Origin of the sequence: Streptomyces sp. NBC_00090 (assembly GCF_045160815.1) — a bacterium.
Lineage (GTDB): Bacteria > Actinomycetota > Actinomycetes > Streptomycetales > Streptomycetaceae > Streptomyces.
Map to the genome: position 1 here is coordinate 745,666 of NZ_CP108224.1, position 21,644 is coordinate 767,309.

Sequence of the window (21,644 nt, forward strand, 5' to 3'; positions counted from 1 at the left end):
CAAGACACCCCCTACGCCTCGTGACGGCCGCCGAGATGCTCCGCGAGGAAGCGCTCGGCGGCCGCGTAGAACGCCAGTCGGTTGCGGGGCCGGACGAATCCGTGCCCCTCGTCGGGAAAGAGCAGGTACTCATGGGGAACGCCGCCGCGGCGCAGTGCGGCGACCAGTTGCTCGGACTCCTCGCGCCGCACCCGCGGGTCCCGCCCGCCCTGCCCGATGAGCAGCGGGACACGGATCCGGTCGGCGGCGAAGAGCGGCGAGCGGGCACGCAGGAACTCCGGCTCGGTCTCCGGCGAGCCGACCCGCCTGCGCAGCATCGCCGCCATCGGTCCCCAGGTCGCGGGGACGGACTCGATGAAGCTGAGCAGCGACGAGGGCGCGGCGACGGCGACCGCGCACCGGTAGTCGCCGGGGGTGAAGGCGGCTCCGGCGAGCGCCGCGTATCCGCCGTACGAGCCGCCGTAGACGGCGACGCGGGCCGGGTCGGTGTGGCCCAGGGCCACGGTGTGGCGGACGGCGTCCCTGAGGTCGTCCTGCATGCGCCCGCCCCACTCGCGGTCCCCGGCGCGGGTGAACTCCTTGCCGTAGCCGGTGGAGCCGCGGAAGTTGACCTGGAGGCAGAGGTAGCCGCGGTTGGCGAGCCACTGCGCCTCGGCGCGGAAGCCCCACTGGTCGCGGGTCCAGGGTCCGCCGTGGACGCAGAGCACGGTCGGGAGCCGGTGGCGTCCGGCGCCCGGCGGGAAGGTGAGGTAGCCGTGGACGCGCAGCCCGTCGCGGGCGGTGAAGGAGAAGGGTTCGACGCGGGCGAGCGGGCGTCCTTCCAGGGCGGGGAGATGGCTGAACAGGTACTCGGTACGGGCGGGCCCGCCGTCATCGGCCCGATGGAGCAGCCGGTATCCGGCGGGTGCGTCGTCGGTGTTGTGCTGGACGAGCCAGTGCCGGTCGGCGCGGTCGCGGCCGAGGACGCTGACGTCGCCGGGGGCGGCGGCCCGGAGCGCGGCGAAGTCGGCGGCGAGGGACGGGTCGAGAAGTTCGATGTCGTTGCGGGCGCGCCGGACGAGGACGAACTGGGCCTCGCCGGTGACGGGATGGACGCCGACGCCCTCGACGTCGTGTTCCGGGTCCTCGTACAGGATCTCCGCCTGGCCGGTCACGGTGTCGACGCGCAGGAGCCGGGCGGTGTCGGCGCCCTCGGAGGAGAGCAGGAGCAGTCGGCGACCGCCGGTGACGAAGCCGAACGGCCGCAGCGCCGGGGCGTCTTCGGGGCCGGCCCGGTGCAGCTCGCGCCACGGCGCGGTCTCGTCGTCCCGTACGAGAAGGGCGGTGGAGCCGTCCGGGTACGGCCGCAGCGCGCCCCGTACCCGCAGCCGGTCGTCGGCGACCCACCGGCTGAACCCCTCGTCCCGCGCGGCGAGTTCGAGCTCCCCGGTCACGGGGTCGAGCCGGTAGGCGTCGTGCACGGCCGGGTCGCGCAGGTTGAGCCCGACGAGCAGCCGGTCGGGCCGGCGCGGGTCGAGCGAGACGATCCTGGCCTGTACGCCCTCGAAGGGGGTGAGGTCGCGGGCGGAGCCCGGGCCGGCGTCGGGGTCGACGGCGTAGAGGTGGGTGTTCTCGTCCCCGTCCCGGTCCTGGACGTACAGGAGACGGCTGCCGTCGGCGGACCAGGCGAAGGCCCGCACGCCCCGCCCCGCGTCCGCCGTCACGGGCCGGAACTCCCGTCGGCGCCAGGGTCCGGCGTGCACGTTGAGGACGCCGGAGGCGGCGGGCGCGAGAAAGGCGAGCCGCTCGCCGTCCGGGGAGAGGGCCGGACTCATGCGGTGGGGGTTGCCGAAGAGCACGGAGCGCGGAATGAGGGGCGGCGGGGTGGTGGGCACGGTCGCTGCGGTGGTCATCGTGTCTCACGTCCTGTCGTCGATGGCGGGTTGCGCCGGGGTGTGGACGAGCGGGAGGGGTCCTGATGCGGCAGATGGTGTTCACGTCCAGGGAGGCGGCGAGCAGCGGCGGCAGCGGCCTGACCGGCCCCGTCGACTTCCCGGAGACCGGTTCCGGCGGAGACCGGGGCCGGCGGGGGCAGGGTGAACGGCAGGGGCCGGGCGAAGGGCAGGGGCCGGGCGGGCGGCGGGAGCGGCGCGGCCCCGTCTCCGCGCTCCGGGCCGCCGGGCGCGCCACGGCCCGTACGGCGGCCGGTCTCGCGCGGGTGCTGGCCCTCGTGTGGCGGGCGAGCCCCGCGCTCACGACGGCCCTGGCGCTCTCGACCGTCCTGGTCGGCCTGGTCCCGGCGGCGGTGGCGATGACGGCACGGCTGCTCGTCGACACGGTCGTCCGGGGCGCGGCGCTGCACGCCTCCGGCGGGCCCGACCGCGTACGACTCTCCCTGGATCTGCCGGGGTTCACCTGGCATCCGCCGGCCTCCACGACCGTCACTGCGCTGGCAGTGCTCGCCGGCGTGCAGTGCGGCGTGTTCGCGTTGAGCGGGCTGGCGACGGCCGTGCGGAGCATCGCGCAGCAGCTGCTCCAGGAGCGGGCGACGCAGAGCGTGCAGGTGCGGGTGATGGAGCACGCGGGGCGGCTGCCGCTGTCGTTCTTCGAGGACTCCGCCTCGTACGACCTGCTCCGCCAGGCCCAGCAGGAGGCGTCGACGCGGCCCGTGATGATGATCGGCGGCGCGTTCACGCTGCTCCAGCACACGGTGACGTTCGCGAGCATGGTGGGGCTGCTGTTCGGGCTCGGGCCGCTGGTCGCGGTGGTGGCGCTGCTCGCGCCGGTCCCGGCCTTCGTCTCCGACGCGCGCTACGGCATGCGCGGCTTCCAGGTGACCCTCTGGTCCTCGCCGATCCGGCGCCGGATGGAGTACCTCTCGCGGCTCGTGTCGACCGACGCGTACGCCAAGGAGGTCAAGGTCTTCGGCCTGGCGCCGTTCCTGACCGAGCGGTTCCGGCTGCTCGGCGCGGTGGCGTACCGGGGGCTGCGGAGCGTGGTCACGGCCCGCTACCTCGTCGGCAACGCCTGGTCGCTCCTGACGACGCTGGTCGGCTCGCTCACCTATCTGTACGTGGCGGTGGAGGCGGTGCGCGGCCGGCTCGGCCTGGGCGACCTCGTGCTGTACGCGGCGGCGGCGACCGCCGTGACCGCCGCCATCCAGGGCATGTTCGGCGGCGCGTCCGGGATGTACGAGCACCATCTGTACCTGCGCAAGCTGTACGAGCTCCTCGCCGTGCGGACCGGCGCGGAGGGCGGTCGGTCCCTGGAGGGTCCGGTACGCGGCCATCTCGTCCTGGAGAACGTCACGTTCCGCTATCCGGGCGCGGATCGGCCGGCGCTCGACGACGTCAGCCTGGACGTCCCGGCGGGCGCCACGCTCGCGGTCGTCGGCCGCAACGGGGCCGGCAAGTCCACGCTGATCAAGCTGGTCTGCCGGCTGTACGAACCGGAGTCGGGCCGCATCCTGCTCGACGGCACCGACATCCGCGAGATCGACCCGGAGGCGCTGCGCGGCCAGGTGGCCGCGATGTTCCAGGACTTCGTCACGTACCAGGCGACGGTCGCGGAGAACATCGGGCTCGGCGACCTGCCGGGCCTTGAGGACCCGGAGCGGATCGAGGAGGCGGCGGGGCGTGCCGGGGCGGCGGGGCTCGTGGAGCGGCTGCCGCAGGGGTACGGGACGGCGCTCGGCAAGTGGTTCGACACCGGGGTGGAGCTGTCGGGCGGCGAGTGGCAGAAGGTGGCCCTGGCCCGGGCGTTCATGCGGCGCGGCGCGCTGCTCGTCCTGGACGAACCGACCTCGGCACTGGACGCGGAGGCCGAGCACGAGCTGTTCACCCGGTTGGGCGAGCTCGCGGCGGGCCGCACCACGGTGTACGTCTCGCACCGCTTCTCGACCGTGCGCAGGGCCGACCTGATCGTCCTGATCGAGGACGGCCGGGCGACCGAGCGGGGCACGCACGAGGAGCTGATGCGCCTGGGCGGCTCGTACGCGCGGCTGTTCGCCCTCCAGGCGGCGGCCTACACGGACGGGCCGCGGACGGACGGGCGGCCGTCGGCGGCGGACGGGCCCGGGCCGGACGGGGAGCCGCCGACGGGCGGCGAGAAGCCGGTCGTCGTCGCTCCCTCGGGCCCCGGTGCGGCGAAGGCCGCCGCGATCGAGGCCGCGCTCGCCGCCAAGGGCAGGCGAGCACCGTAAGCCGTTCACACCGGCATCACGACGCGGACCACGAGACCGCCCTCCGGGCGCGCGGTGAGGGTGACCGTCCCGCCGTGCGCCTGGGCGATGGAGCGGACGATGGACAGACCGAGCCCGGCGCCGTCACCGCTGCGGGTCAGTCTGCGGAAGGGTTCGAGCAGGCCCTCGGTCTCCCCCGGCGGCACGACCGGCCCGGTGTTGCGCACCACGAGGACACCTGCCGGCTGCCCGGTGGAGACCTCGATCGAGCCGCCGGGGACGTTGTGGCGCACGGCGTTCTGCACGAGGTTGCCGACGAGCTGGTGCAGCAGCACGGGGTCCCCGTTCACCGGCCCGGGCCGCAGGTCGAGCGCGAGCCGCAGCCCGGCCGAGTGGATCGCCGGCCGGCTCTGCCCGACGGCCTCGGCGGCGATCCGCGCCAGGTCGGCCGGTTCGCGCCGGTCGAGGCCGCGGTCGCTGGTGGCGAGGGTGAGCAGGCCCTCGATGAGCCGCTCGCTGCGCCGGTTGGTGTCGAGCAGCTCCTCCTGGATGCGGGGCAGGTCCTCCGGGCGGGCGCGGCCCAGTCGGATCTGGATCGCGGCCCGCTGCACGGCGAGCGGGGTGCGCAGCTCGTGGGAGGCGTTGGCGACGAAGCGGCGCTGCGCCTCGAAGGCGGCGTGGAGCCGGTCGAGGAGCGCGTCGAAGGTGTCGGCGAGGTTCTTCAGCTCGTCCTCGGGTCCGGTGAGGCCGATCCGTTCGTGGAGGGTGGCGGCGGAGAGCCGCTGGGCGGTCGCCGCGATGGTGTGGAGGGGGCGCAGCGCGCGTCCCGCGACGAGCCAGCCGAGGGCGACGGAGGCGACCAGCATGACGAGGAGGGCGAGCAGCGACATCAGGAGCAGCTGTTCGAGGGCGTCCTCGCGGAGCCGCTCGGCGAGGGCCGCGACCTGCTTCTTGGAGAGGGAGGGCGCGGTGTCGGCGTAGGGCGCGTCCTTGGGGAGCACGAGGACGGTGGTGCCGGTGAGCCGCTCCCGGAAGAGCACGTAGGTGAGGCCGAGGAGGAGCAGCCCCGTGACGGAGAAGAGGCCGCTGTAGAGGGCGGTGAGGCGCAGCCGCAGGGAGTGCTGGCCGCGCCGGGGGAACCGGGTCATGGACGGCCTCTCAGATGCGGTAGCCGCTGCCGGGCAGGGTCTCGATGAGCTGCGGCGGGCCGAGTTTCGCGCGGAGTTTGCTCATGGTGATGCGGACGGCGCTGGTGAACGGATCGGCGTTCTCGTCCCAGGCCCGCTCCAGGAGCTCCTCGGTCGAGACGACGGTCCCCTCGGCGGCGAGGAGGACCTCCAGGACGGCGAACTCCTTCGGCGAGAGCCGCAGGTAGCGTCCGTCGCGGAAGGCCTGGCGGCGCGGCACGTCGAGGGTGATCCCGGCCCGTTCGAGCACGGGCGGCAGGGCGCGGGTGGCGCGCCGCGCCAAGGCCTGTACGCGAGCGACGAGTTCGGGGTACTCGAAGGGCTTGGAGAGGTAGTCGTCGGCGCCGAGCGCCAGTCCGGCGACCAGGTCGGTCGTCTGTCCCGCCGCGGTGAGCATGAGGATGCGGGTACGGGCCTCGGAGGCGACGACCCGGCGGCAGACGTCGTCGCCGTGGGTGCCGGGCAGATCGCGGTCGAGGACGAGGACGTCGTAGTCGTTGACCGTGAGCCGCTCCAGGGCCGCGTCCCCGTCGAGGGCGACGTCCACGGCCATGCCGTGGACCCGCAGCCCCTCCGCGACCAGCTCGGCGAGCATCCGCTCGTCCTCCGCCACCAGTACCCGCATCTGCGCCGTCCCTTCGTCCGTTCCGCTCACGCCGCTTCCGCTCACGCCGCCCTGCTCGCGCGCTTCCGCTCGCGCCGTTTCCGCTCACGCCGCTCCGCTCACACCATTCCGCTCGCGGCACTCCGTGATACCCGGCGCGATGTTTCGCCACCGTATGCGGGTACGGAGACGGCCCCGCAACCCCGCCCTCGGTAGATCTGTCACCACGAGAAACCCGAGGAGAGGAGCACAGATGTCGATCGGTGGACGGATGAGGACCGGTGCGGTGGCGGTGGCCGCCCTCGCGGCCCTGGCCACGGGGTGCGGCGGCGGTACGGACGGTCCGGGCGTGGCGAGCAACGGCGGGGCGCCGTCGGCCTCGGCCTCCGCCTCCGCGTCGCCCGGCGGCAGCAGGCAGGACCAGCTCGTGGCCTTCGCCGGCTGCATGCGCGAGCACGGCATCCCGGTCCCGGACCCGGCCCAGGGCGACGAGAACATCCAGCTCCCGCCGGGCACCAAGGGCGACAGTCGCACGCAGAAGGCGCTCGGCGAGTGCCAGGGCCTCCTCGGCGCGGGCGGCAAGGAGAACACCGACGCCTCGGCGCAGGACAAGGCCGTCCGGCTGGCCCGCTGCCTGCGCGAGAAGGGCCTGGACGTGGCCGACCCCGAGCCGGGCAAGCCGCTGCAGCTGAGCGGCGCGGCGAACGACCCGAAGGCGCGGGTGGCGATCACCGAGTGCAGGGCGTCGGTCCGATGACGGAGCCGCTGACACCGGCCCGCGGATCCGCCGCCCCCGAACCGGCCCTCGAACCGGTCGACCCGGCCCCCGAGCCGGTCGGCCACGAGGAGCCCGTACGGGGAAGGGGCCGCCGGAGCCTGCTGATCGGCACGACGGTGGTCGTCCTCGGGGCCGTAGCCGCCGGCGGCGTCGTCCTCTCCACCCGCACGGACGCGCCCGCCGCCCCGGCCGCCGGGCCGCGTACGGGCACGACCCCGGTGGTCCGCACCGACCTCGTCCAGAGCGAACGCGTCGACGGCACGCTCGGATACGCGGGCGACTACACGGTCACGGCGCCCCGGGACGGCGGGATCGTCACCTGGCTGCCGGACGTCGGCGCGACGATCGCGCGCGGACAGCGCGCGTACGCCGTCGACGGGGTCGCCGTCCCGCTCTTCCACGGCGCGACCCCGCTCTACCGCACGCTGGAGGAGGGCGTCGACGACGGCCCGGACGTGCGGGTCGTCAAACGCAACCTCAAGGCCCTCGGATACGGCGGTCTGCTCGCCGACGACGACCGTTTCACGTCCGGCACCGCGGAGGCGGTACGGGACTGGCAGGAGGACCTGGGCCGGGAGCGCACCGGGAAGGTCGCCCCTGGCGACGTCCTGGTGGAACCCGGCTCGGTACGGGTCACGGAGATCCCCGGCATCATCGGCGCCCCGGCGGAGGGCCCGCTCCTCAAGCTGTCGGGCACCCGCCGGGTGGTGACCGTGGACATGCCGGTCGGGCGGCAGCAGCTGGCCGGGAACGGCGCCGCCGTCCGCGTACGGCTGCCCGGCGGCAGGACGACGGACGGCAAGGTGTCGCGGGTGGGTACGGTGGCCCGCTCGGCGCCCTCGGCCGGCCCGGACCGTCAGGCGTCGGCGGCGGACGCGACCGTACCCGTCGAGGTGACCCTGTCGAAGCCCGCGGAGGTGGGGGCGCTGGACGGCGCACCGGTCCAGGTCGACTTCACGAGCGGGCGCCGCGAGGACGTGCTCGCCGTCCCCGTCCCGGCACTGCTCGCCCTCGCGGAGGGCGGGTACGCGGTGGAGACCCCGGAGGGCCGGCTGATTCCGGTGACGCTCGGGGTGTTCGCGCAGGGGCGGGTGGAGATCTCGGGCGCGGGGCTGCGCGCGGGCATGAAGGTGGAGGTCCCGCTCGCATGACCGACCCCGTCATCACTCTGGAATCGGTGTCCAAGACGTATCCGGGCGGTGTGCGGGCCCTGCGGGGCGCCGACCTGACCGTGCGGGAGGGCGAACTCCTCGCCGTCGTCGGCCGCTCGGGCTCCGGAAAGTCGACGATGCTGCATCTGATGGGCACGCTCGACAGCCCCAGCGAGGGCCGGGTGCTGCTGCGCGGCCATGACGTGGCGACGTTGAGCGACCGCCAGATCTCGGCGGTCCGGGCCCACTGGATCGGCTTCGTCTTCCAGCAGTTCTTCCTCTCCCCCGGCCGCAGCGCCGTCGACAACGTCGCCGAGGGCCTGCTGTACCACGGCATCCCCGCTCGTCGCCGGCGGGCGCTCGCGGTCGCCGCGCTCCGCCAGGTGGGTCTGGGGCACCGGCTACACCACATGCCGCACGAGATGTCCGGCGGCGAGCGCCAGCGCACGGCGATCGCCCGGGCGGTCGCGATCCGTCCGGCGGTGATCCTCGCCGACGAGCCGACCGGCAATCTCGACTCGTCGGCCGGCGAGGGCGTCCTCGACCTGCTGCGGGAGCTCAACGCACGGGGCACCACGATCGTGGTCATCACGCACGACGCGGGGCTCGCCGCGCGGCTCCCCCGCCGGGTGGAAGTTCTGGACGGCCGGATCCGTACCGATTCGGCCGCGGGGGTGGCGAGTTGATCCCCCGCACCCCGCTCACCCCACTGCCCCGCGCGGCGCGGCTCTCCTCCGCCGATGTCGTCCGCGTCGGCCTGGTGGGCATGCGGGCCCGCCCCACCCGGGCGGTGCTCTCCGCCCTCGGCATCGCGATCGGCATCGCCGCCATGGTGGCGGTCCTCGGCATCAGCAACGCCGGCCAGGCCGAGCTGATGAACCGCATCAGCCGGCTCGGCACCAATCTCCTGACCGTCTCGCCGGGCCGGGACCTCTTCGGCGACGAGGCCCGTCTCCCCAAGGACGCGGCCGAGATGGTGGGCCGGATCGGCCCGGTCGAGTCGGTCACGGCGACCGGCGCCCTGCCCGGGGTGACCGTACGCCGCACGGACCGGATCGACCCGCTCGCGGGCGGCGGCATCGGTGTCAGCGCGGCCCGCACCGATCTGCTCGGCACGGTCGGCGGCACCGTCGGCGAGGGCGAGTTCCTCAACGGGGCCACCGGGCGCTATCCGGCGGTGGTCCTCGGCGCGGTGGCGGCGCAGCGCCTCGGCATCGACCGGACGGGCCGTCAGGTCTACCTCGGGGAACGCTGGTTCACCGTCGTCGGCATCCTCGAACCGGTGGCCCTGGCGCCCGAGATCGACCGCTCGGCCCTCATCGGCTGGGAGGCGGCCCGCACGCTCTTCGGCTTCGAGGGCCACCCCACGACGGTGTACGAGCGTTCCCCCGACGACTCGGTGGAGGCGGTCCGCGCGGTCCTCGCGGCCACGGCCAACCCGGAGAACCCCCAGGACGTACGGGTCAGCCGGCCGTCCGACGCGCTGGAGGCCCAGCTCGCCGCCAAGTCCGCCTTCACCTCGCTCTTCCTCGGGCTCGGGGCGGTCGCCCTGCTCGTCGGCGGGGTCGGCGTGGCCAACACCATGGTCATCTCCGTACTGGAACGCCGTCCCGAGATCGGCCTGCGCCGCTCCCTGGGCGCGGGGCGCGCGCAGATCCGCGTCCAGTTCCTGGCCGAGTCCGTCGCCCTGTCCGGAGCGGGCGGCACCGTCGGCGTCCTGCTCGGCGCCCTGGTCACCGCCGCCTGGTCCCTCTCGCAGGGCTGGCCCGTGGTCGTCCCCCTGGACATCCTTCTCGCGGGTGTGGCCGCGGCCGCCCTGATCGGCACGGCGGCGGGTCTCTACCCGGCGGGCCGGGCGGCCCGGCTGACGCCGACGGAGGCGCTGGGCTCGGTGTGAGGACCGCCCGCCGGGCGGCCGCCCCGCCATCGGCACGGGGCGGTCGCCCGGCATCCTTCACGCACCGCTGACGCCCCACCAGGCAACCGGCAGGCGTCCGTTCCCGTCCTCCGGGGTCGAGAGGGGCACCAGGGGGCCTCGGGGTGCCCGGGAGAACCGGGATCCCCGAGAACGCACCGAAGGTGCCCCGACGAGACCGATCGTGAGGAAGACCGTTTTGATACGTCTCACACGCGGCATGACCACCGCCGCGGCGTTACTCGCGCTGGCGGCGGCGTCACCCGGCGCCGCGTCCGCACAGCCGACACCCGCAGCACCGCCATCACCCGGAGCACCGTCGACGCCCGGAGCACCGTCGACGCCCGGAGCTTTGCCGACGCCCTCCCCGGGCAGCCGGTACGGGGACCTCGACCTCCCCGAGGGCTGGCGGATCGACGGGGCCGGAGGGGACCTTCAGCTGGTCTGGACGTCGCCCGAGCCCGTACCGATGGGCGACGCCCGGGTCGAGTTCCACGCCGGCGAGCGGCTGCTCGGCCGCCCCGTGGCCCAACCGGACGGTCGTACCTTCCGGTTGACGCTCGGCGACATCCGGCTCGAAGAGGGAACACGACTGCGGGTGACGGCCGGCGGGCGCAGCCTGGACGCGGCCGGCTCCGCCGACTCCGCGCGCGTCCGGCCGCTCTCCCCGACCGCGCTGCCGACGACCCCGCTCCCGGCCAACGCCGTCGACCCGGGGACCCCCGGCCGATACCGCACCGTCAGGGGCGAATACGCGCTGAAATCCGTGACGTTGCCCGGATTCCCCGCGCCCGTCGAGATGCGCGCCACGGTGGTGGGACCGGTCGACGCCCCGGGGAAGCGACCGGTGGCCCTCTTCCTGCACGGCCGCCACAGCACCTGTTACACCCCCGGGAGCGAGGAGATCGACGGCTCGTGGCCCTGCGCCGCGGGCACCCGGCCGATCCCGAGCCACCAGGGCTACCTCCAGGCCCAGCGGCTCCTCGCCTCCCAGGGCTACGTGACGCTCTCCGTCTCCGCCAACGGCATCAACGGACAGGACCACTTCGCCGAGGACGGCGGCGCCCAGGCCCGCTCGTCCCTGGTCCGCCATCACCTCGCCCGCTGGGCGGAGTGGAGCGCGAACCGGTCCGCCGCCCCGTCCGCCGTGCGCGGGACCTCACCCGCGGACCTCTCGCGCGTGCTGCTCGTCGGCCACTCCCGCGGAGGCGAGGGCGTCAACAGGGCCGCGCTCGACAGCCTCTACGCGCCGCCCGCCGACCAGGACGGCTACCAAGGCCCCGTACGGTGGAAGATCCGCGGCAACGTCCTGATAGGGCCCACGATCTTCGGCAACAACCCGGTCCCCGACGTGCCCTCGGCGACGATCCTGCCGGGCTGCGACGGCGACGTGTACGACCTCCAGGGCCAGAACTACGTCGACGGCACCCGCGGTGTCGGCCGGGGCACCGCTCTGCAGAGCGCGCTCTACGTGGTCGGCGCCAACCACAACTTCTTCAACAGCGAGTGGACTCCGGGGCAGGCGAAGGCGCCGGCCATGGACGACTTCTCGTCCGAGGACGGCGCCGACCCGGTCTGCTCGCCGGGAGCGCCGACCCGGCTGACCGCCACGCAGCAGCAGACCGCGGGCGCCACCTACATCGCGGCGGCCGCCCGGCTGTTCGTCGGCGGTGACGACCGGGTCCGTCCGCTCCTCGACGGCTCCGGCCGGCGCGCGCCCTCGGCCGACCCGGCCCGGGTCCTCGGCCACGCCGTCGGCGGGCACCGCACGCCGGCCTTCCTGCCGGGCTCCTCGGTGTCGGTGTCGGGTCCCGGTCGGCTCTGCGCCCAGGTCGACCCCGACGACGCCCGCGCCTGCCTGTCGCCCGACGCGGGCGGTCTCTCACCGCACTTCGCGTTCTGGGAGACCTCGCCCGAACCGGGCCGCGACGCCGTCGCCCTGCGGTGGGAGAGCCCCGGTGCCCCGGTCGTGGTGCGCTCGGCCCGGCCCTTCTCCCTCGCCGGGTCCACAGCCCTGACCCTGCGCCTGATCGTCCCGCCCAACAGCTCGGGCACCGAGCTGGACATCGCCGTCACCGACGCCTCGGGCCGCCGCGCCCACCTGGGCCGTACCGGCGTCGACGGAGTGCCCGGCAGCGAGCGGACCACGTCCTACTGGGCGCGCGAGGTCCGCGTCCCGCTCTCCGCGGCGACCCGGGCCGGTCTGGACCTGAAGCGGATCGCGGCGCTCGAACTGACCCCGCGCGGCCGCGCCGGCAGCGCGTGGCTCATGGACGCGTGGGGCTGGCGTCCCGGTACGCCGGCGGTACACCCGGCGGCGCTGGCGCGCGTCGACGTCGGCCGTCTGACGGTCGCGGAGGGCGACTCCGGGGTGCGGACCTACCGGATTCCGGTGCGGGTCTCCGGGAAGGGCAGCGGCCAGGTCCGACTGTTCGTCCCCCGGCCCGACTCCGACGAGGTCACGACCCGCACGGTGACGGTGCGGCCGGGCCGCCAGGACATCGACGTGTCCGTCGACGTCCGGGGCAACACCCGCTACGGCTACGACACGCGGCAGGACCTGTTCGTCAAGGCGGTGCGCGGCACCGTGGTCGGCGCGCACCGGGGCGGGGTGACCGCGCGGAACGACGACGCGATGCCGAAGGTGAGCCTGACGCCGGTCGCGGACGACGTGACCGAGGGCGCCACCCTCACCTGGCGGGTGACGCTGTCCGAGGCCGCGGACGCCGACATCATGGGCACGGCCGCGTTCCGTCCGGTGACCGACGGCCCGGAGCTGTCCTCGGCGGACGTCGACCGGGCCTGGCTGGAGGAGCGCTTCGGCGAGGCCCCGGACCCGGCCGTGCCCCTGTCCGAGCTGAGCAAGGAAGGCTGGGGCGTGATGTTCTCCGTCCCCGCCGGAGAGACGAGCAAGGAGGTGAGCGTGCCCACGGCCGCCGACGGGATCGCCGAGCCGACGGAGTCGCTGCGGGCCGGCCTGAGCACCTTCGACGAGTCCTGGGAACCCCTCCCCGGCCCGGAGTTCACCGGAAGGGTGCGGGACCTCCACCAGGTGCCGGCGCGTCAACCGGCGCGATCTGAATCCTCCGGGAGAGTGGATCCGGTTGCCACCAGGATCGGCCGCATTCTACGGTTCTGACCTGCTGAAAAGGCATCTGCCCCGCCTGCGGGTCCGGTTGACCGCGTCCTCGTGTGCGGCCTCGAACAGAAGGACGCCATCATGGCTGCGGACCGGCCTGACGACGTGGAACCTGCCCGGGTGCTGGGCAGGGCGCTGCGCGACCTCCAGCGGCGCTCCGGTCGCACGCTGCGTGCCCTTGAGAAGAATGTGCGCATCAGCGATTCGTCGCTGTCCCGGTACTTCTGCGGCACGACCGTTCCGCCGTGGTCGACCGTGGACGACCTGTGCAGGGCACTCGGCGGCGACCCTGCCGAGTTCCGGCACCTGTGGGAAGCCGCCGACCGGAGCCAGCGCAGACCCGTCCAGGCCGGTCAGAGGGACGCGGGACAGCCGCCGCCCGTGGTCGGCGGCGGCCCGGAGGGCGACGGTCCGGACGGCGACGGTCCGGCGGGCGACTCCCCGTCCGAGGACGCGCCGAGGCGTCGTCCCTCCCTCCGGAGCGGCCGCGCTGCCTGGGCCCTGGCCGGGACCGTGCTCGGGCTGGTGCTCGGCGCCGGGAGCGCGGCACTCGTCGGGCCTCCCGCCCCGGCACCCGACGACGCACCGCCCGTCGCGCACGGCGCGTCCGCCGCGCGGGAGCACGACAGGATCTTCGTGAGCCGCGCGACGGGGGCCTGTCTCGACGACAGTCTCGACAAGGGCACCCGGTCCTACGCGTGCAACGGCATGCCGTACCAGCGCTGGACGGTCCGCACCACGGCGGACGGCGGCACGCAGCTCAGGAACCATGCGACGGGCGAGTGCCTGGAGCACGGCGCCGACGGCCTGCGGACCGTGCCCTGCGGCCCGGCCGCCTCCCAGCGATGGACCGTCATCGCCGGGAGTGACGCGGCGTTCGAGGTCCGCAGCACCGCGACCCGACGCTGCCTGGACGACAGCCCGGAAGGCCTGCGGGTGCTGTCGTGCGACCGGACCGCACGACAGAAGTGGGCGTGAGAGGGGACGCGGTGAGGTGAGGGTGGGGCTCTATGCCACCTGCACGGCGTCCAGCTCCGTGTAGCGGTCCCCCTTCGAGAGGCGGAGGGTGTTCCACCCCTCGCGCAGCTCCACCGGGACCTCGCGCGGCTGCCATGCGTCCCAGCCCGTGTACGGGTAGTCGACGGTGCCCGCGGCCGCGCCGTTGACCGTCAGGCCGTGCGTCGCGGCGGCCGGTGCGCCCGCGTCGTCCAGCGAGCCGTTGCCGTAGCGGACGGTCAGGGTGTGGGGTCCCGAGGAGGCCGCGTAGACCCGGAACTCCACGAAGCTGTCGGGTTCGTCGATGTGTCCGACGGCCCGGTCGCCCCAGGCGTCCTTCGCCTCCCGGACCTCCGCCCGGTGCACACGGGCGAGCTCCGCCTCGTGGAGCGTCTTGCTGCCGCGGACGACCGGACGGCCGTCCGCGAAACCGAGGTCCGCCACGTACAGCGCGCGTCGTGAGGCGTCGGTGCCCCGGCCGTGGAAGAGGATCCGGTCGCGGCCGCCGGGGCCGGTCACGACGTCCTGGCCGCCCGGTCCGCCGATCGCCCCCGAGAAGGACTTCGTGGTCAGGAGGGGCTCGTCCCCCTTCACGTAGGGGCCGGTGAGGGTGTCGGCGATCGCCCAGCCCGTCGCGTACTGGGCCGTGCGGTAGTCGCCTGCCGAGTACAGGAGGACGTAACGGCCGTCCCGCTTGACGAGCGTGGGCGCCTCGACGAGGCCGCCTTCCCAGCTGCGGTCCCGCTTGACGAGGCGGACCGGATCCCCCGTGACGCGGGTGCCGTCCCACGAGACGGGCTGGATGTGGAGCCAGGTGTCCAGTTCGCAGCAGTTCCCGTCGCTCTTCCAGAGCAGGTGGCGGGTGCCGTTCTCGGTGTAGCTCGACGCGTCGATCGCGCCGCCCGCCTCCGTCGGACAGACCAGGGAGCCGGGACCGGCGGGACGGAAGGGGCCGTCGGGCGAGGACGCCAGGGCGGCGCCGATGCACTGACGTCCGCCGACGCGGTCGCGGGCCGTGTACTGGAGGGTGAATCCGTCGCCGTTGTCGAAGACCTCCGGCGCCCAGACGTCGTACGGGGGATCGGGCCTGACCCAGTCGCCCAGCACGGGCAGGACGTCCTTCTCGTCGACCGTCCAGTGGACCAGGTCGGTGGAGGTGGCGTGCTGGACGTTCCTGCCGTGGACGTTGGTGGCGTAGGCGTGGAAGACCCCGCCGACCGCCACGACGTCCGGGTCGGCGAACTCCTGGTCGAGGACGGGCTCGGTCGGGGAGGGCGCGGCGGAGCCGACCCGGGCGGACGCGGGTGCGGCCGCTCGGACCCGGACCGACTCGGGTGCGGCCGCCCGGGCCCCGACCGCATCAGGTGTCATGGCTCCGGCGGGGAGCGCGGCGAGGCAGGCGGCCGCGCCCAGGACCGTCATGGCCGCGACGAGGCCGCGGCGGGGCGAGGCCGGCCACCCGCCGATCGCGCCCGCCCGGCGGCGCCTCGCGCCCGCCCGGCGGAGAAGTCCGCCTCCTGGCTTGGTCCGGTGGTGCACGGATCCACTCTCCTTCCACTCAGTTCGTCCCGGCGGACGCGCGGGGCACACCACGAGAACGACACGGCCGCCGTCGCGTTGCGCGGCGGGCGGGACGGCCGGGGAGGTCACGTCCGGCGCCGTACGCCGATGGCCGCACCACCCGCCCGCCGTCCCTGTCCCGGGCTCGCCCGTGTCCCGGGACAGGGACGTCCCCGCAGGTCAGCGAGGGGGGAATCCCGACTTCGCCGAAGCACCCGGGACACGGTTGCGGCCCGTTCACCGACCGGCACAGACTTCGGTTGTCCGGCCGCCGCACCGCTCGACGGCAGCACCTCGACCGGACGTCCCGACCGTCCGGCGCGCCCCGCGCCGCACGGCGAATCCCCGGAACACCGCGCCACGGCGCTCCCTCACCGACGGACCGTCGGCGCACCTTCCCCCGACATCCACCCCGATGGCCCTTCGGCTCAGCCGGCGTCTCGCCGTACCGCTCCCCCGACCACCGCAGGAGATCCCCCATGCCCCGAAGCAGCCGTGCCCGCCGCTCCCTCCTCGCCGCCGCCCTGGCGGTCACCTGCGCCACGATCGCGCTCTCCGCCACCGTGTCGGCGGGCCCCGACGGGCCGCCGGCGGGCGAACGGCCGCCCCCGGTGCGCCCCATCGGCGCGGTGGCGGCCACCGCGGACGACCGGCTCCTGCACGACGCCGAGCAACGGCTGCTGCGCGACTGCATGGGCCGGCACGGGTTCACGTACCGCGTGTTCCCGCTCGACGGGGAGCCGGAGTCCACGCTCTTCCCGTACGTCGTCGACGACGCGGCCTGGGCCCGACGGCACGGTTACGGCGCCGAGCCGCGCCGGCAGCGGGAGGCCCTGGCGAGGAGCGATCCGAACCGCGCCTACTTCGCCGCTCTGCCGGAGGACCGCAGGGCCAGGGCGCTGGTCGCCGCCAACGGCCCCTCCCCGGACGGGCTGACCGTACGGCTCCCGGGCGGCGGAACCGTGCGGCGCAGCGACCGCGGCTGTGTCGCGGAGGCCCAGCGGCGGCTCTACGGAGACATCGGCGCCTGGTTCCGGTCCACGACCCGCGTCGGGGCCCTGGAACAGATCCTCCGGAGCCGGGTCGTCGCCGACGCCGGCTACCGGGAGAGCCTCGGCGTGTGGCGGCGGTGCATGGGGCGTGCCGGGCACGCGTTCGCCACGCCGGCCGCCGCCCGTGCCGCCGCGCTCTCCCCCGTACGCCCGCTCCCGAAGGACCGCGAGATCGGCCTCGCCCTGGCGGAGGTGCGGTGCGCCGGGGAGTCGGCGCTGTCCCGCACGGCCCGGCGGCTCGACGCCCACCACGGCGGGCTCCTCGCCGAGGAGTACCGCGCCGACGTCGAGACGCGGGACCGGCTGAGGGCCGCCGCGCTGCCCCGTGCCCGCCTGATCCTGAGCGACGGCCCGCAGGCCTGACCCGCCGGGTCCCCTCTGCTCCGCCACGTGCCCCACGCACGCGGCGGCCCACCGGCCGCGCCGCGAACGGCGGTCCGGCCATCGTCCCACCCATCCCATCCCATCCGAGAAGGAGAAACACCATGCGCATCACCCGCGCCCTCACGACGGCACTCACCGTCGGAGCCCTCACCCTGCTGACCGCCCCGGGAGCCGACGCCCGCGTCACCGTGCCCGAGGCCGCCGCACCCGTGTCCGTCACGGCACCGGCCGCCACCGCCCCTGCGGCGGTTCCCGGCCCGGACGGCTTCCTCTACGCCTGGGAGCACCCCCACGCGGGCGGGTTCCACTGCCGGTGGAACAAGGAGAACGCCAACTGGGCCGGCTGCCGCGACAAGGTCTCGGACGTCTGGAACAACGGATTCCCCGGCCGTGCCGAGGACGTGAAGCTCTACCGCGACACCGACTGGAACGGCTCGTGGGTCTGCCTCCACCAGGGCCACTCCCTTCCCGACCTCGGAGCGTCCGGCCTGAGGTTCTTCAGCCCCGGTCACGGCCAGGGCGAGCTCGTCAACGACAGCGTCGGGTCGCACCTCTGGGTCGACGCCTGCTGACGTGAGCCCCACCGGTTGGTTGCCGGCTCGGCGGGACTCCCCCGCCGGGCCGGCGCCCCGGGTCCGGGAGCGGATCCCGTGCCGTCGCGCGGACGGAACCGCCGGTCGACCGCCGCCTCCAAGTGCCGTGCGGGGGCTCGTACCGGCGGGTGCTTGGATAGCAGCCATGTTGAGTTCGACGAAAACCGCAGCCGCGCTCCGGACGACCGCACGCGTCTCCGCCGAATCGCTGGTGGTCCTGCTGATGGCCGCCGTGACTCTGTGGACTGTGGGTCGCATGTGGTCTGTGGTGTGGCCGCTGATAGTGGCCCTGCTCCTCACGACCCTGACCTGGCCACCGGCCCGATTCCTCAGGCGCCGCAGCTGGCCCCCCGCCCTGGCCGCGGCCGTGGTCACCGTCCTCTTCCTGCTGCTCGTCGCCGGCCTCGTCACCCTGATCGCCCTGCCCATGGCGTCCCAGTCCGGTGAACTCGCCGACGGCGTGGTGGAAGGGATCCAGCGGCTGCGCGAGTGGGCGGCCGGGCCGCCGCTGAACATCGGCGACGATCAGATCAGCGGCGCCCTGGACACCGCCGTCGCCCGTCTCCAGGACAGCATCGGCAGCATGGTCAACGCCCTCATGACGGGGGTCGGCACCGTCTTCAACGGCGTGGTCACCGCGTTCCTCGCGCTCTTCCTGATGTTCTTCTTCCTCAAGGACGGGCCGCGGTTCCTGCCGTGGCTCGGCCGACAGCTTCCCGGCCGGCTCGCCACCGACGTCCCTGTCGTGGCCGCGCGCTGCTGGGACACGCTCGGTGCCTTCGTCCGCTCCCAGGCGTTCGTCGGCCTGATCGACGCCGTCCTCATCGGTCTGGGCCTGTGGTTCCTCGACGTTCCGCTGGTGGTTCCGCTCGCCGTGCTGACCTTCGTCTCCGCGTTCGTGCCGATCATCGGCGCCCTGTTCGCGGGACTCGTCGCCGTACTCATCACCCTGGTGTCGAACGGCCTGACCGACGCGCTGCTCGTGCTGGCGCTCATCGTGGTCGTGCAGCAGCTGGAGGGCAACGTCTTCCAGCCCATGATCCAGAGCCGCGGACTGGGTCTCCACGCGGCGGTCGTCCTGCTGGCGGTGACGCTCGGCGGAAGCCTGGCCGGCATCGTGGGCAGCCTGCTCGCCGTCCCCGCGGCCGCGCTGATCGCGGTGATCTGGGGGTACGTGCGCGACCAGCTCGGCGATCCCGGCCCGGGACCCGAGACCGGCGAGTCGCCGGTCGACGAGTCGCCCGCTGGTGAGTCGCCCCTCGGCGCGGCGGTGACGGCGTAGCCCCCGGGTGAAGGGGGCGGGGCCGGGCCCGGCCGGGGGAAACGCAGACGACCCGTGGGCCTTGGTCCCGTCCGCTCGAGTTCGGACGGGAGCCGGCCGGACTCACCGGCGGCCCACGGGTCGGGTGACTGCGTGGTTTTCGGCAGGTGGCCTGCCGAGGTGCACCGAAGTGCGTGCGACGGCAGGCCGTTAGCCCGCAGTCACCTCACGAATCCGAAAAGAAACCATGTTCTCGGATCACCTCCTTTCAGCGTGTGCGCCCAGCCTAGGAGGACCGGGAAGAGGGCTCAACCCATTTAATTTCAGTCCTTCGGACCGAGTTCCGCGGCCACCAGGGCGGCGGCCTCGGCGACCAGCGGGTTGTCGGGCGCCGCGTCCTTCTCGGGCTTGGTCGTCAGCACGGCGAGCAGGATCGGGCCGCCGCCGGGAGGCCAGGCGATGCCCGCGTCGTTGTTGCCGCCGTACATCCCGCCGCCGGTCTTGTCGGCGACGGTCCAGTCGGCGGGCAGCCCCTTGCGGAACCGTTCTCCGCTGGTGGTGTTGGCGAGCAGCCAGCCGGTGAGCCGTTCCCGGTCCCCGGGCGTCAGCGCGTCGCCGAGGACGAGGCGCCCGTAGGTCCGGCCGATGGCGCGTGGGGTGGTGACGTCGGTGTCGCGCCAGGGCTCCCCGGAGTTCAGCTCGGGCTCCCAGCGGTCCAGCCGGGTGACGCCGTCCCCGATCGACCGGGCGAACCGGGTGACGGCGGTCGGCCCGCCCAGCTCGCGCAGCAGCAGGTTCGCAGCGGTGTTGTCGCTGTAGCGGATGGTCACGTCGCAGAGCTCGGCGACGGTCATCCCGTTGGCGAGGTTCTCGGGGAGCCCGGTCTTCGGCGAGAAGCCCGACCGCTTGACGTCCGCTTCCGTGTAGCGGATGCGCTTCGCCAGGAACGTGCCGTCGTGGTCGAGGTCGCGGAGGACGGCCGCGGCGGCGACGGTCTTGAAGAGCGAGCACATCGGGAAGCGCTCGTCGGCGCGGTAGGCGACCGACCTGCCGGTGCGGACGTCGTACCCGAAGACGCCCAGCCGGGCGGAGTGATCCCGTTCGAGCTTCCGCAGCCGCGAGGTGACCCGACCGCGGCCGCTGCGACCGTCCCTGCCGTCCTGGCCGTCCCTGCCGTCCCGGTCCGTTGTTAAGGCGTGCGCCGTCTCCCCGAACGAGAGGGCGGAGGCGAGCGCGGTACCGGCGCCGAGCGTGAGCGCGGTGCGGCGCGACGGGCGTGGTGCTGTGCTGGACAAGGTGGTTCCCCTTCCGGTTACCAGTTGATCCGTAGGTAGATCCGTACCGTAGATCCGCGCCGGGATCGTCAGGCGCGCGCGATCTCCTTGGACCTTTCACCGAGGGAGTTCACCGTCCATGGTCGGGAAAGATCATTGCGTGCGGGGGGACCGGCAGATGGGATGGCCAGGGTCACGGCTTCCGGTTCAGAGGCCGGCGCCCGAGGAAGCGAAGGACACCCATGCTGGACGGCTGCACCCCCTGGCCCGAGGAGTTCGCCGACCGCTACTGGGCGGCCGGGCACTGGCGTGGCAACACCCTGGACAACCTGCTGCGCGGCTGGGCCCTGCAGTACGGACCGCGGACCGCGCTCGTACACGGCGACACCCGCGTCACGTACGCGGCCCTGAACCGACGCGCGGACCGGACGGCCGCCGGAATCCGGTCGCTCGGCCTCCGGCGCGGGCAGCGGGTCGTCGTCCAGCTGCCGAACGTTCCCGAGTTCGTCGTCACCGTGTTCGCGCTGATGCGCGCCGGGGTGGTCCCCGTCCTCTGCCCGGTCTCCCACCGCATGTCCGAGGTCTCCCACCTCGTGCGGGTCACCGAGGCCGTCGGATACGTCGGTCCCTCGACATACCGGGGCTTCGACCACACGGCGATGGCCGCGGACATCGCGGCCCAAGGGCCGTTTCTACGGCGGGTGTTCACGCTTGAGGCGCCGGGCGCCGCGAACCCGTACGGCGGCTTCACGATCGACACGTCGAGCTGCCACTACTTCTCGCTGAGCTCCCTCGACGCCCCGCCCGGTCCCGCGCCCGCGCAGAGCGCCGACGAGGTGGCGTTCCTCCTGCTCTCCGGCGACACCACCGCGCCGCCGAGGCTCGTGCCGCGCACCCACAACGACTACGCCTACCAGGCCCGGGCCGCCGCCGAGCTGGTGTCGCTCACCGAGGACGACGTGTACCTCGCCGCGCTGCCCGCCGGGCTCGACCTCGCCTTCGGCGGCCCCGGCATCGTCGGCACGCTCTCCGTGGGCGGCACCGTCGTCCTGGTCGAGGACCCGGGACCCGCCGAGTGCCTTCCGGTCGTCGAACGGGAGCGGGTCACCGTCACGTCGGTCACGCCCGCCGTCGCCGGGCGCTGGCTCGACGGACTTCCCACGAGCGGGACGGATGTGAGCAGTCTGCGGCTCGTGCAGATCGCCGGCGGTCCCCCGGACCGGGCGGTCGCCGAACGGATGGGCCCCGAACTGGGATGTCGACCGCAGCAGCTCTTCGGCCTGGCCGAGGGGGTGCTCACCCTCACCCGGCCCACCGATCCGGACGAGACCGTGTTCACCACGCAGGGCCGTCCGCTCTCGCCCGACGACGAGATCCGCCTGGTCGATGCCGACGGCGACGACGTGCCCGACGGAGAGCCCGGAGAGCTCCTCGCCCGCGGCCCGTACACCATGCGGGGCTACTACCGGGCACCCGACGACAGCGCGCGCTCCTTCACCACCGACGGCTGGTTCCGCACCGGCACCCTCGCGCGGCGCACCCCGGACGGCAACCTGGTGGTGACCGGTCGCCTCTCGGACGTCTCGTGACG

Annotated in this window: 16 protein-coding genes; 11 read left to right on the forward strand and 5 right to left on the reverse strand. The window is 74.2% G+C overall.

The window, feature by feature from the left end; translation table 11 throughout:
- Positions 1-11 precede the first annotated feature (11 nt).
- Positions 12-1,892, reverse strand: coding sequence for a S9 family peptidase (locus tag OG361_RS03290; protein WP_405851757.1), 1,881 nt, complete (start codon positions 1,890-1,892; stop codon positions 12-14).
- 65 nt (positions 1,893-1,957) lie between these two features.
- Here OG361_RS03290 and OG361_RS03295 point away from each other — a divergent pair, with 65 nt between their 5' ends.
- Complete coding sequence (locus OG361_RS03295; RefSeq protein ID WP_405851758.1) at positions 1,958-4,180, forward strand: ABC transporter ATP-binding protein; 2,223 nt, start codon at positions 1,958-1,960, stop codon at positions 4,178-4,180.
- A 5-nt stretch (positions 4,181-4,185) separates the two neighbouring features.
- Here OG361_RS03295 and OG361_RS03300 read toward each other — a convergent pair whose 3' ends face one another.
- Both OG361_RS03300 and OG361_RS03305 read right to left on the reverse strand, forming a co-directional pair.
- Positions 4,186-5,307, reverse strand: a complete 1,122-nt coding sequence (locus OG361_RS03300; RefSeq protein WP_405851759.1) for a sensor histidine kinase — start codon at positions 5,305-5,307, stop codon at positions 4,186-4,188.
- Between the two features lie 10 nt (positions 5,308-5,317).
- Positions 5,318-5,971, reverse strand: a complete 654-nt coding sequence (locus tag OG361_RS03305; protein ID WP_405862039.1) for a response regulator transcription factor — start codon at positions 5,969-5,971, stop codon at positions 5,318-5,320.
- Between the two features lie 232 nt (positions 5,972-6,203).
- On the opposite strand from OG361_RS03305, the gene OG361_RS03310 reads away from it, so the two are divergent.
- The 6 genes from OG361_RS03310 (at position 6,204) to OG361_RS03335 (ending at position 13,911) form a co-directional block, all read left to right on the forward strand.
- Positions 6,204-6,707, forward strand: coding sequence for a hypothetical protein (locus OG361_RS03310; RefSeq protein WP_384559642.1), 504 nt, complete (start codon positions 6,204-6,206; stop codon positions 6,705-6,707).
- On the forward strand, positions 6,704-7,879 hold the full coding sequence (locus OG361_RS03315) for a peptidoglycan-binding protein (protein WP_405851760.1): 1,176 nt from the start codon (positions 6,704-6,706) through the stop codon (positions 7,877-7,879). Before OG361_RS03310 ends, OG361_RS03315 begins: the two co-directional genes overlap by 4 nt.
- Positions 7,876-8,565 (forward strand): ABC transporter ATP-binding protein, encoded by a 690-nt coding sequence (locus OG361_RS03320; protein WP_405851761.1) that lies wholly within the window; start codon positions 7,876-7,878, stop codon positions 8,563-8,565. The genes OG361_RS03315 and OG361_RS03320 overlap by 4 nt, the downstream gene beginning before the upstream one ends.
- Positions 8,562-9,776, forward strand: coding sequence for an ABC transporter permease (locus OG361_RS03325; RefSeq protein ID WP_405851762.1), 1,215 nt, complete (start codon positions 8,562-8,564; stop codon positions 9,774-9,776). The genes OG361_RS03320 and OG361_RS03325 overlap by 4 nt, the downstream gene beginning before the upstream one ends.
- A 217-nt stretch (positions 9,777-9,993) precedes the next feature.
- Positions 9,994-12,933 carry an alpha/beta hydrolase family protein gene (locus tag OG361_RS03330; RefSeq protein WP_405851763.1) on the forward strand — a complete coding sequence of 980 codons (2,940 nt, stop codon included), beginning with the start codon at positions 9,994-9,996 and terminating at the stop codon, positions 12,931-12,933.
- Between the two features lie 81 nt (positions 12,934-13,014).
- On the forward strand, positions 13,015-13,911 hold the full coding sequence (locus OG361_RS03335) for a helix-turn-helix domain-containing protein (protein ID WP_405851764.1): 897 nt from the start codon (positions 13,015-13,017) through the stop codon (positions 13,909-13,911).
- Positions 13,912-13,941: 30 nt separating this feature from the next.
- Here the strand turns inward: OG361_RS03335 and OG361_RS03340 are convergent, their stop codons facing one another.
- Positions 13,942-15,468, reverse strand: coding sequence for a family 43 glycosylhydrolase (locus tag OG361_RS03340; protein WP_405851765.1), 1,527 nt, complete (start codon positions 15,466-15,468; stop codon positions 13,942-13,944).
- Between the two features lie 500 nt (positions 15,469-15,968).
- On the opposite strand from OG361_RS03340, the gene OG361_RS03345 reads away from it, so the two are divergent.
- From OG361_RS03345 to OG361_RS03355, 3 genes are all read left to right on the forward strand, one after another.
- On the forward strand, positions 15,969-16,904 hold the full coding sequence (locus tag OG361_RS03345) for a hypothetical protein (protein WP_405851766.1): 936 nt from the start codon (positions 15,969-15,971) through the stop codon (positions 16,902-16,904).
- 122 nt (positions 16,905-17,026) lie between these two features.
- Positions 17,027-17,497, forward strand: a complete 471-nt coding sequence (locus OG361_RS03350; RefSeq protein ID WP_405851767.1) for a peptidase inhibitor family I36 protein — start codon at positions 17,027-17,029, stop codon at positions 17,495-17,497.
- Positions 17,498-17,654: 157 nt separating this feature from the next.
- Positions 17,655-18,800: an AI-2E family transporter gene (locus tag OG361_RS03355; protein ID WP_405862041.1), complete on the forward strand. Its 1,146-nt coding sequence runs from the start codon at positions 17,655-17,657 to the stop codon at positions 18,798-18,800.
- A 302-nt stretch (positions 18,801-19,102) separates the two neighbouring features.
- Here OG361_RS03355 and bla read toward each other — a convergent pair whose 3' ends face one another.
- Positions 19,103-20,074 carry a class A beta-lactamase gene (gene bla / locus OG361_RS03360; RefSeq protein WP_405851768.1) on the reverse strand — a complete coding sequence of 324 codons (972 nt, stop codon included), beginning with the start codon at positions 20,072-20,074 and terminating at the stop codon, positions 19,103-19,105.
- Between the two features lie 221 nt (positions 20,075-20,295).
- Between bla and OG361_RS03365 the strand changes: the two genes are divergently transcribed.
- A complete protein-coding gene (locus tag OG361_RS03365; RefSeq protein WP_405851769.1) occupies positions 20,296-21,642 on the forward strand; it encodes a (2,3-dihydroxybenzoyl)adenylate synthase in 1,347 nt (448 codons plus the stop codon).
- Positions 21,643-21,644 lie beyond the last annotated feature (2 nt).

Coding starts and splice junctions, on each gene's coding strand:
- OG361_RS03290 (WP_405851757.1), bottom strand. CDS start 1,892: ATGACCACCGCAGCGACCGTGCCCACCACCCCGCCGCCCCTCATTCCG.
- OG361_RS03295 (WP_405851758.1), top strand. CDS start 1,958: ATGCGGCAGATGGTGTTCACGTCCAGGGAGGCGGCGAGCAGCGGCGGC.
- OG361_RS03300 (WP_405851759.1), bottom strand. CDS start 5,307: ATGACCCGGTTCCCCCGGCGCGGCCAGCACTCCCTGCGGCTGCGCCTC.
- OG361_RS03305 (WP_405862039.1), bottom strand. CDS start 5,971: ATGCGGGTACTGGTGGCGGAGGACGAGCGGATGCTCGCCGAGCTGGTC.
- OG361_RS03310 (WP_384559642.1), top strand. CDS start 6,204: ATGTCGATCGGTGGACGGATGAGGACCGGTGCGGTGGCGGTGGCCGCC.
- OG361_RS03315 (WP_405851760.1), top strand. CDS start 6,704: ATGACGGAGCCGCTGACACCGGCCCGCGGATCCGCCGCCCCCGAACCG.
- OG361_RS03320 (WP_405851761.1), top strand. CDS start 7,876: ATGACCGACCCCGTCATCACTCTGGAATCGGTGTCCAAGACGTATCCG.
- OG361_RS03335 (WP_405851764.1), top strand. CDS start 13,015: ATGGCTGCGGACCGGCCTGACGACGTGGAACCTGCCCGGGTGCTGGGC.
- OG361_RS03345 (WP_405851766.1), top strand. CDS start 15,969: ATGCCCCGAAGCAGCCGTGCCCGCCGCTCCCTCCTCGCCGCCGCCCTG.
- OG361_RS03350 (WP_405851767.1), top strand. CDS start 17,027: ATGCGCATCACCCGCGCCCTCACGACGGCACTCACCGTCGGAGCCCTC.
- OG361_RS03365 (WP_405851769.1), top strand. CDS start 20,296: ATGCTGGACGGCTGCACCCCCTGGCCCGAGGAGTTCGCCGACCGCTAC.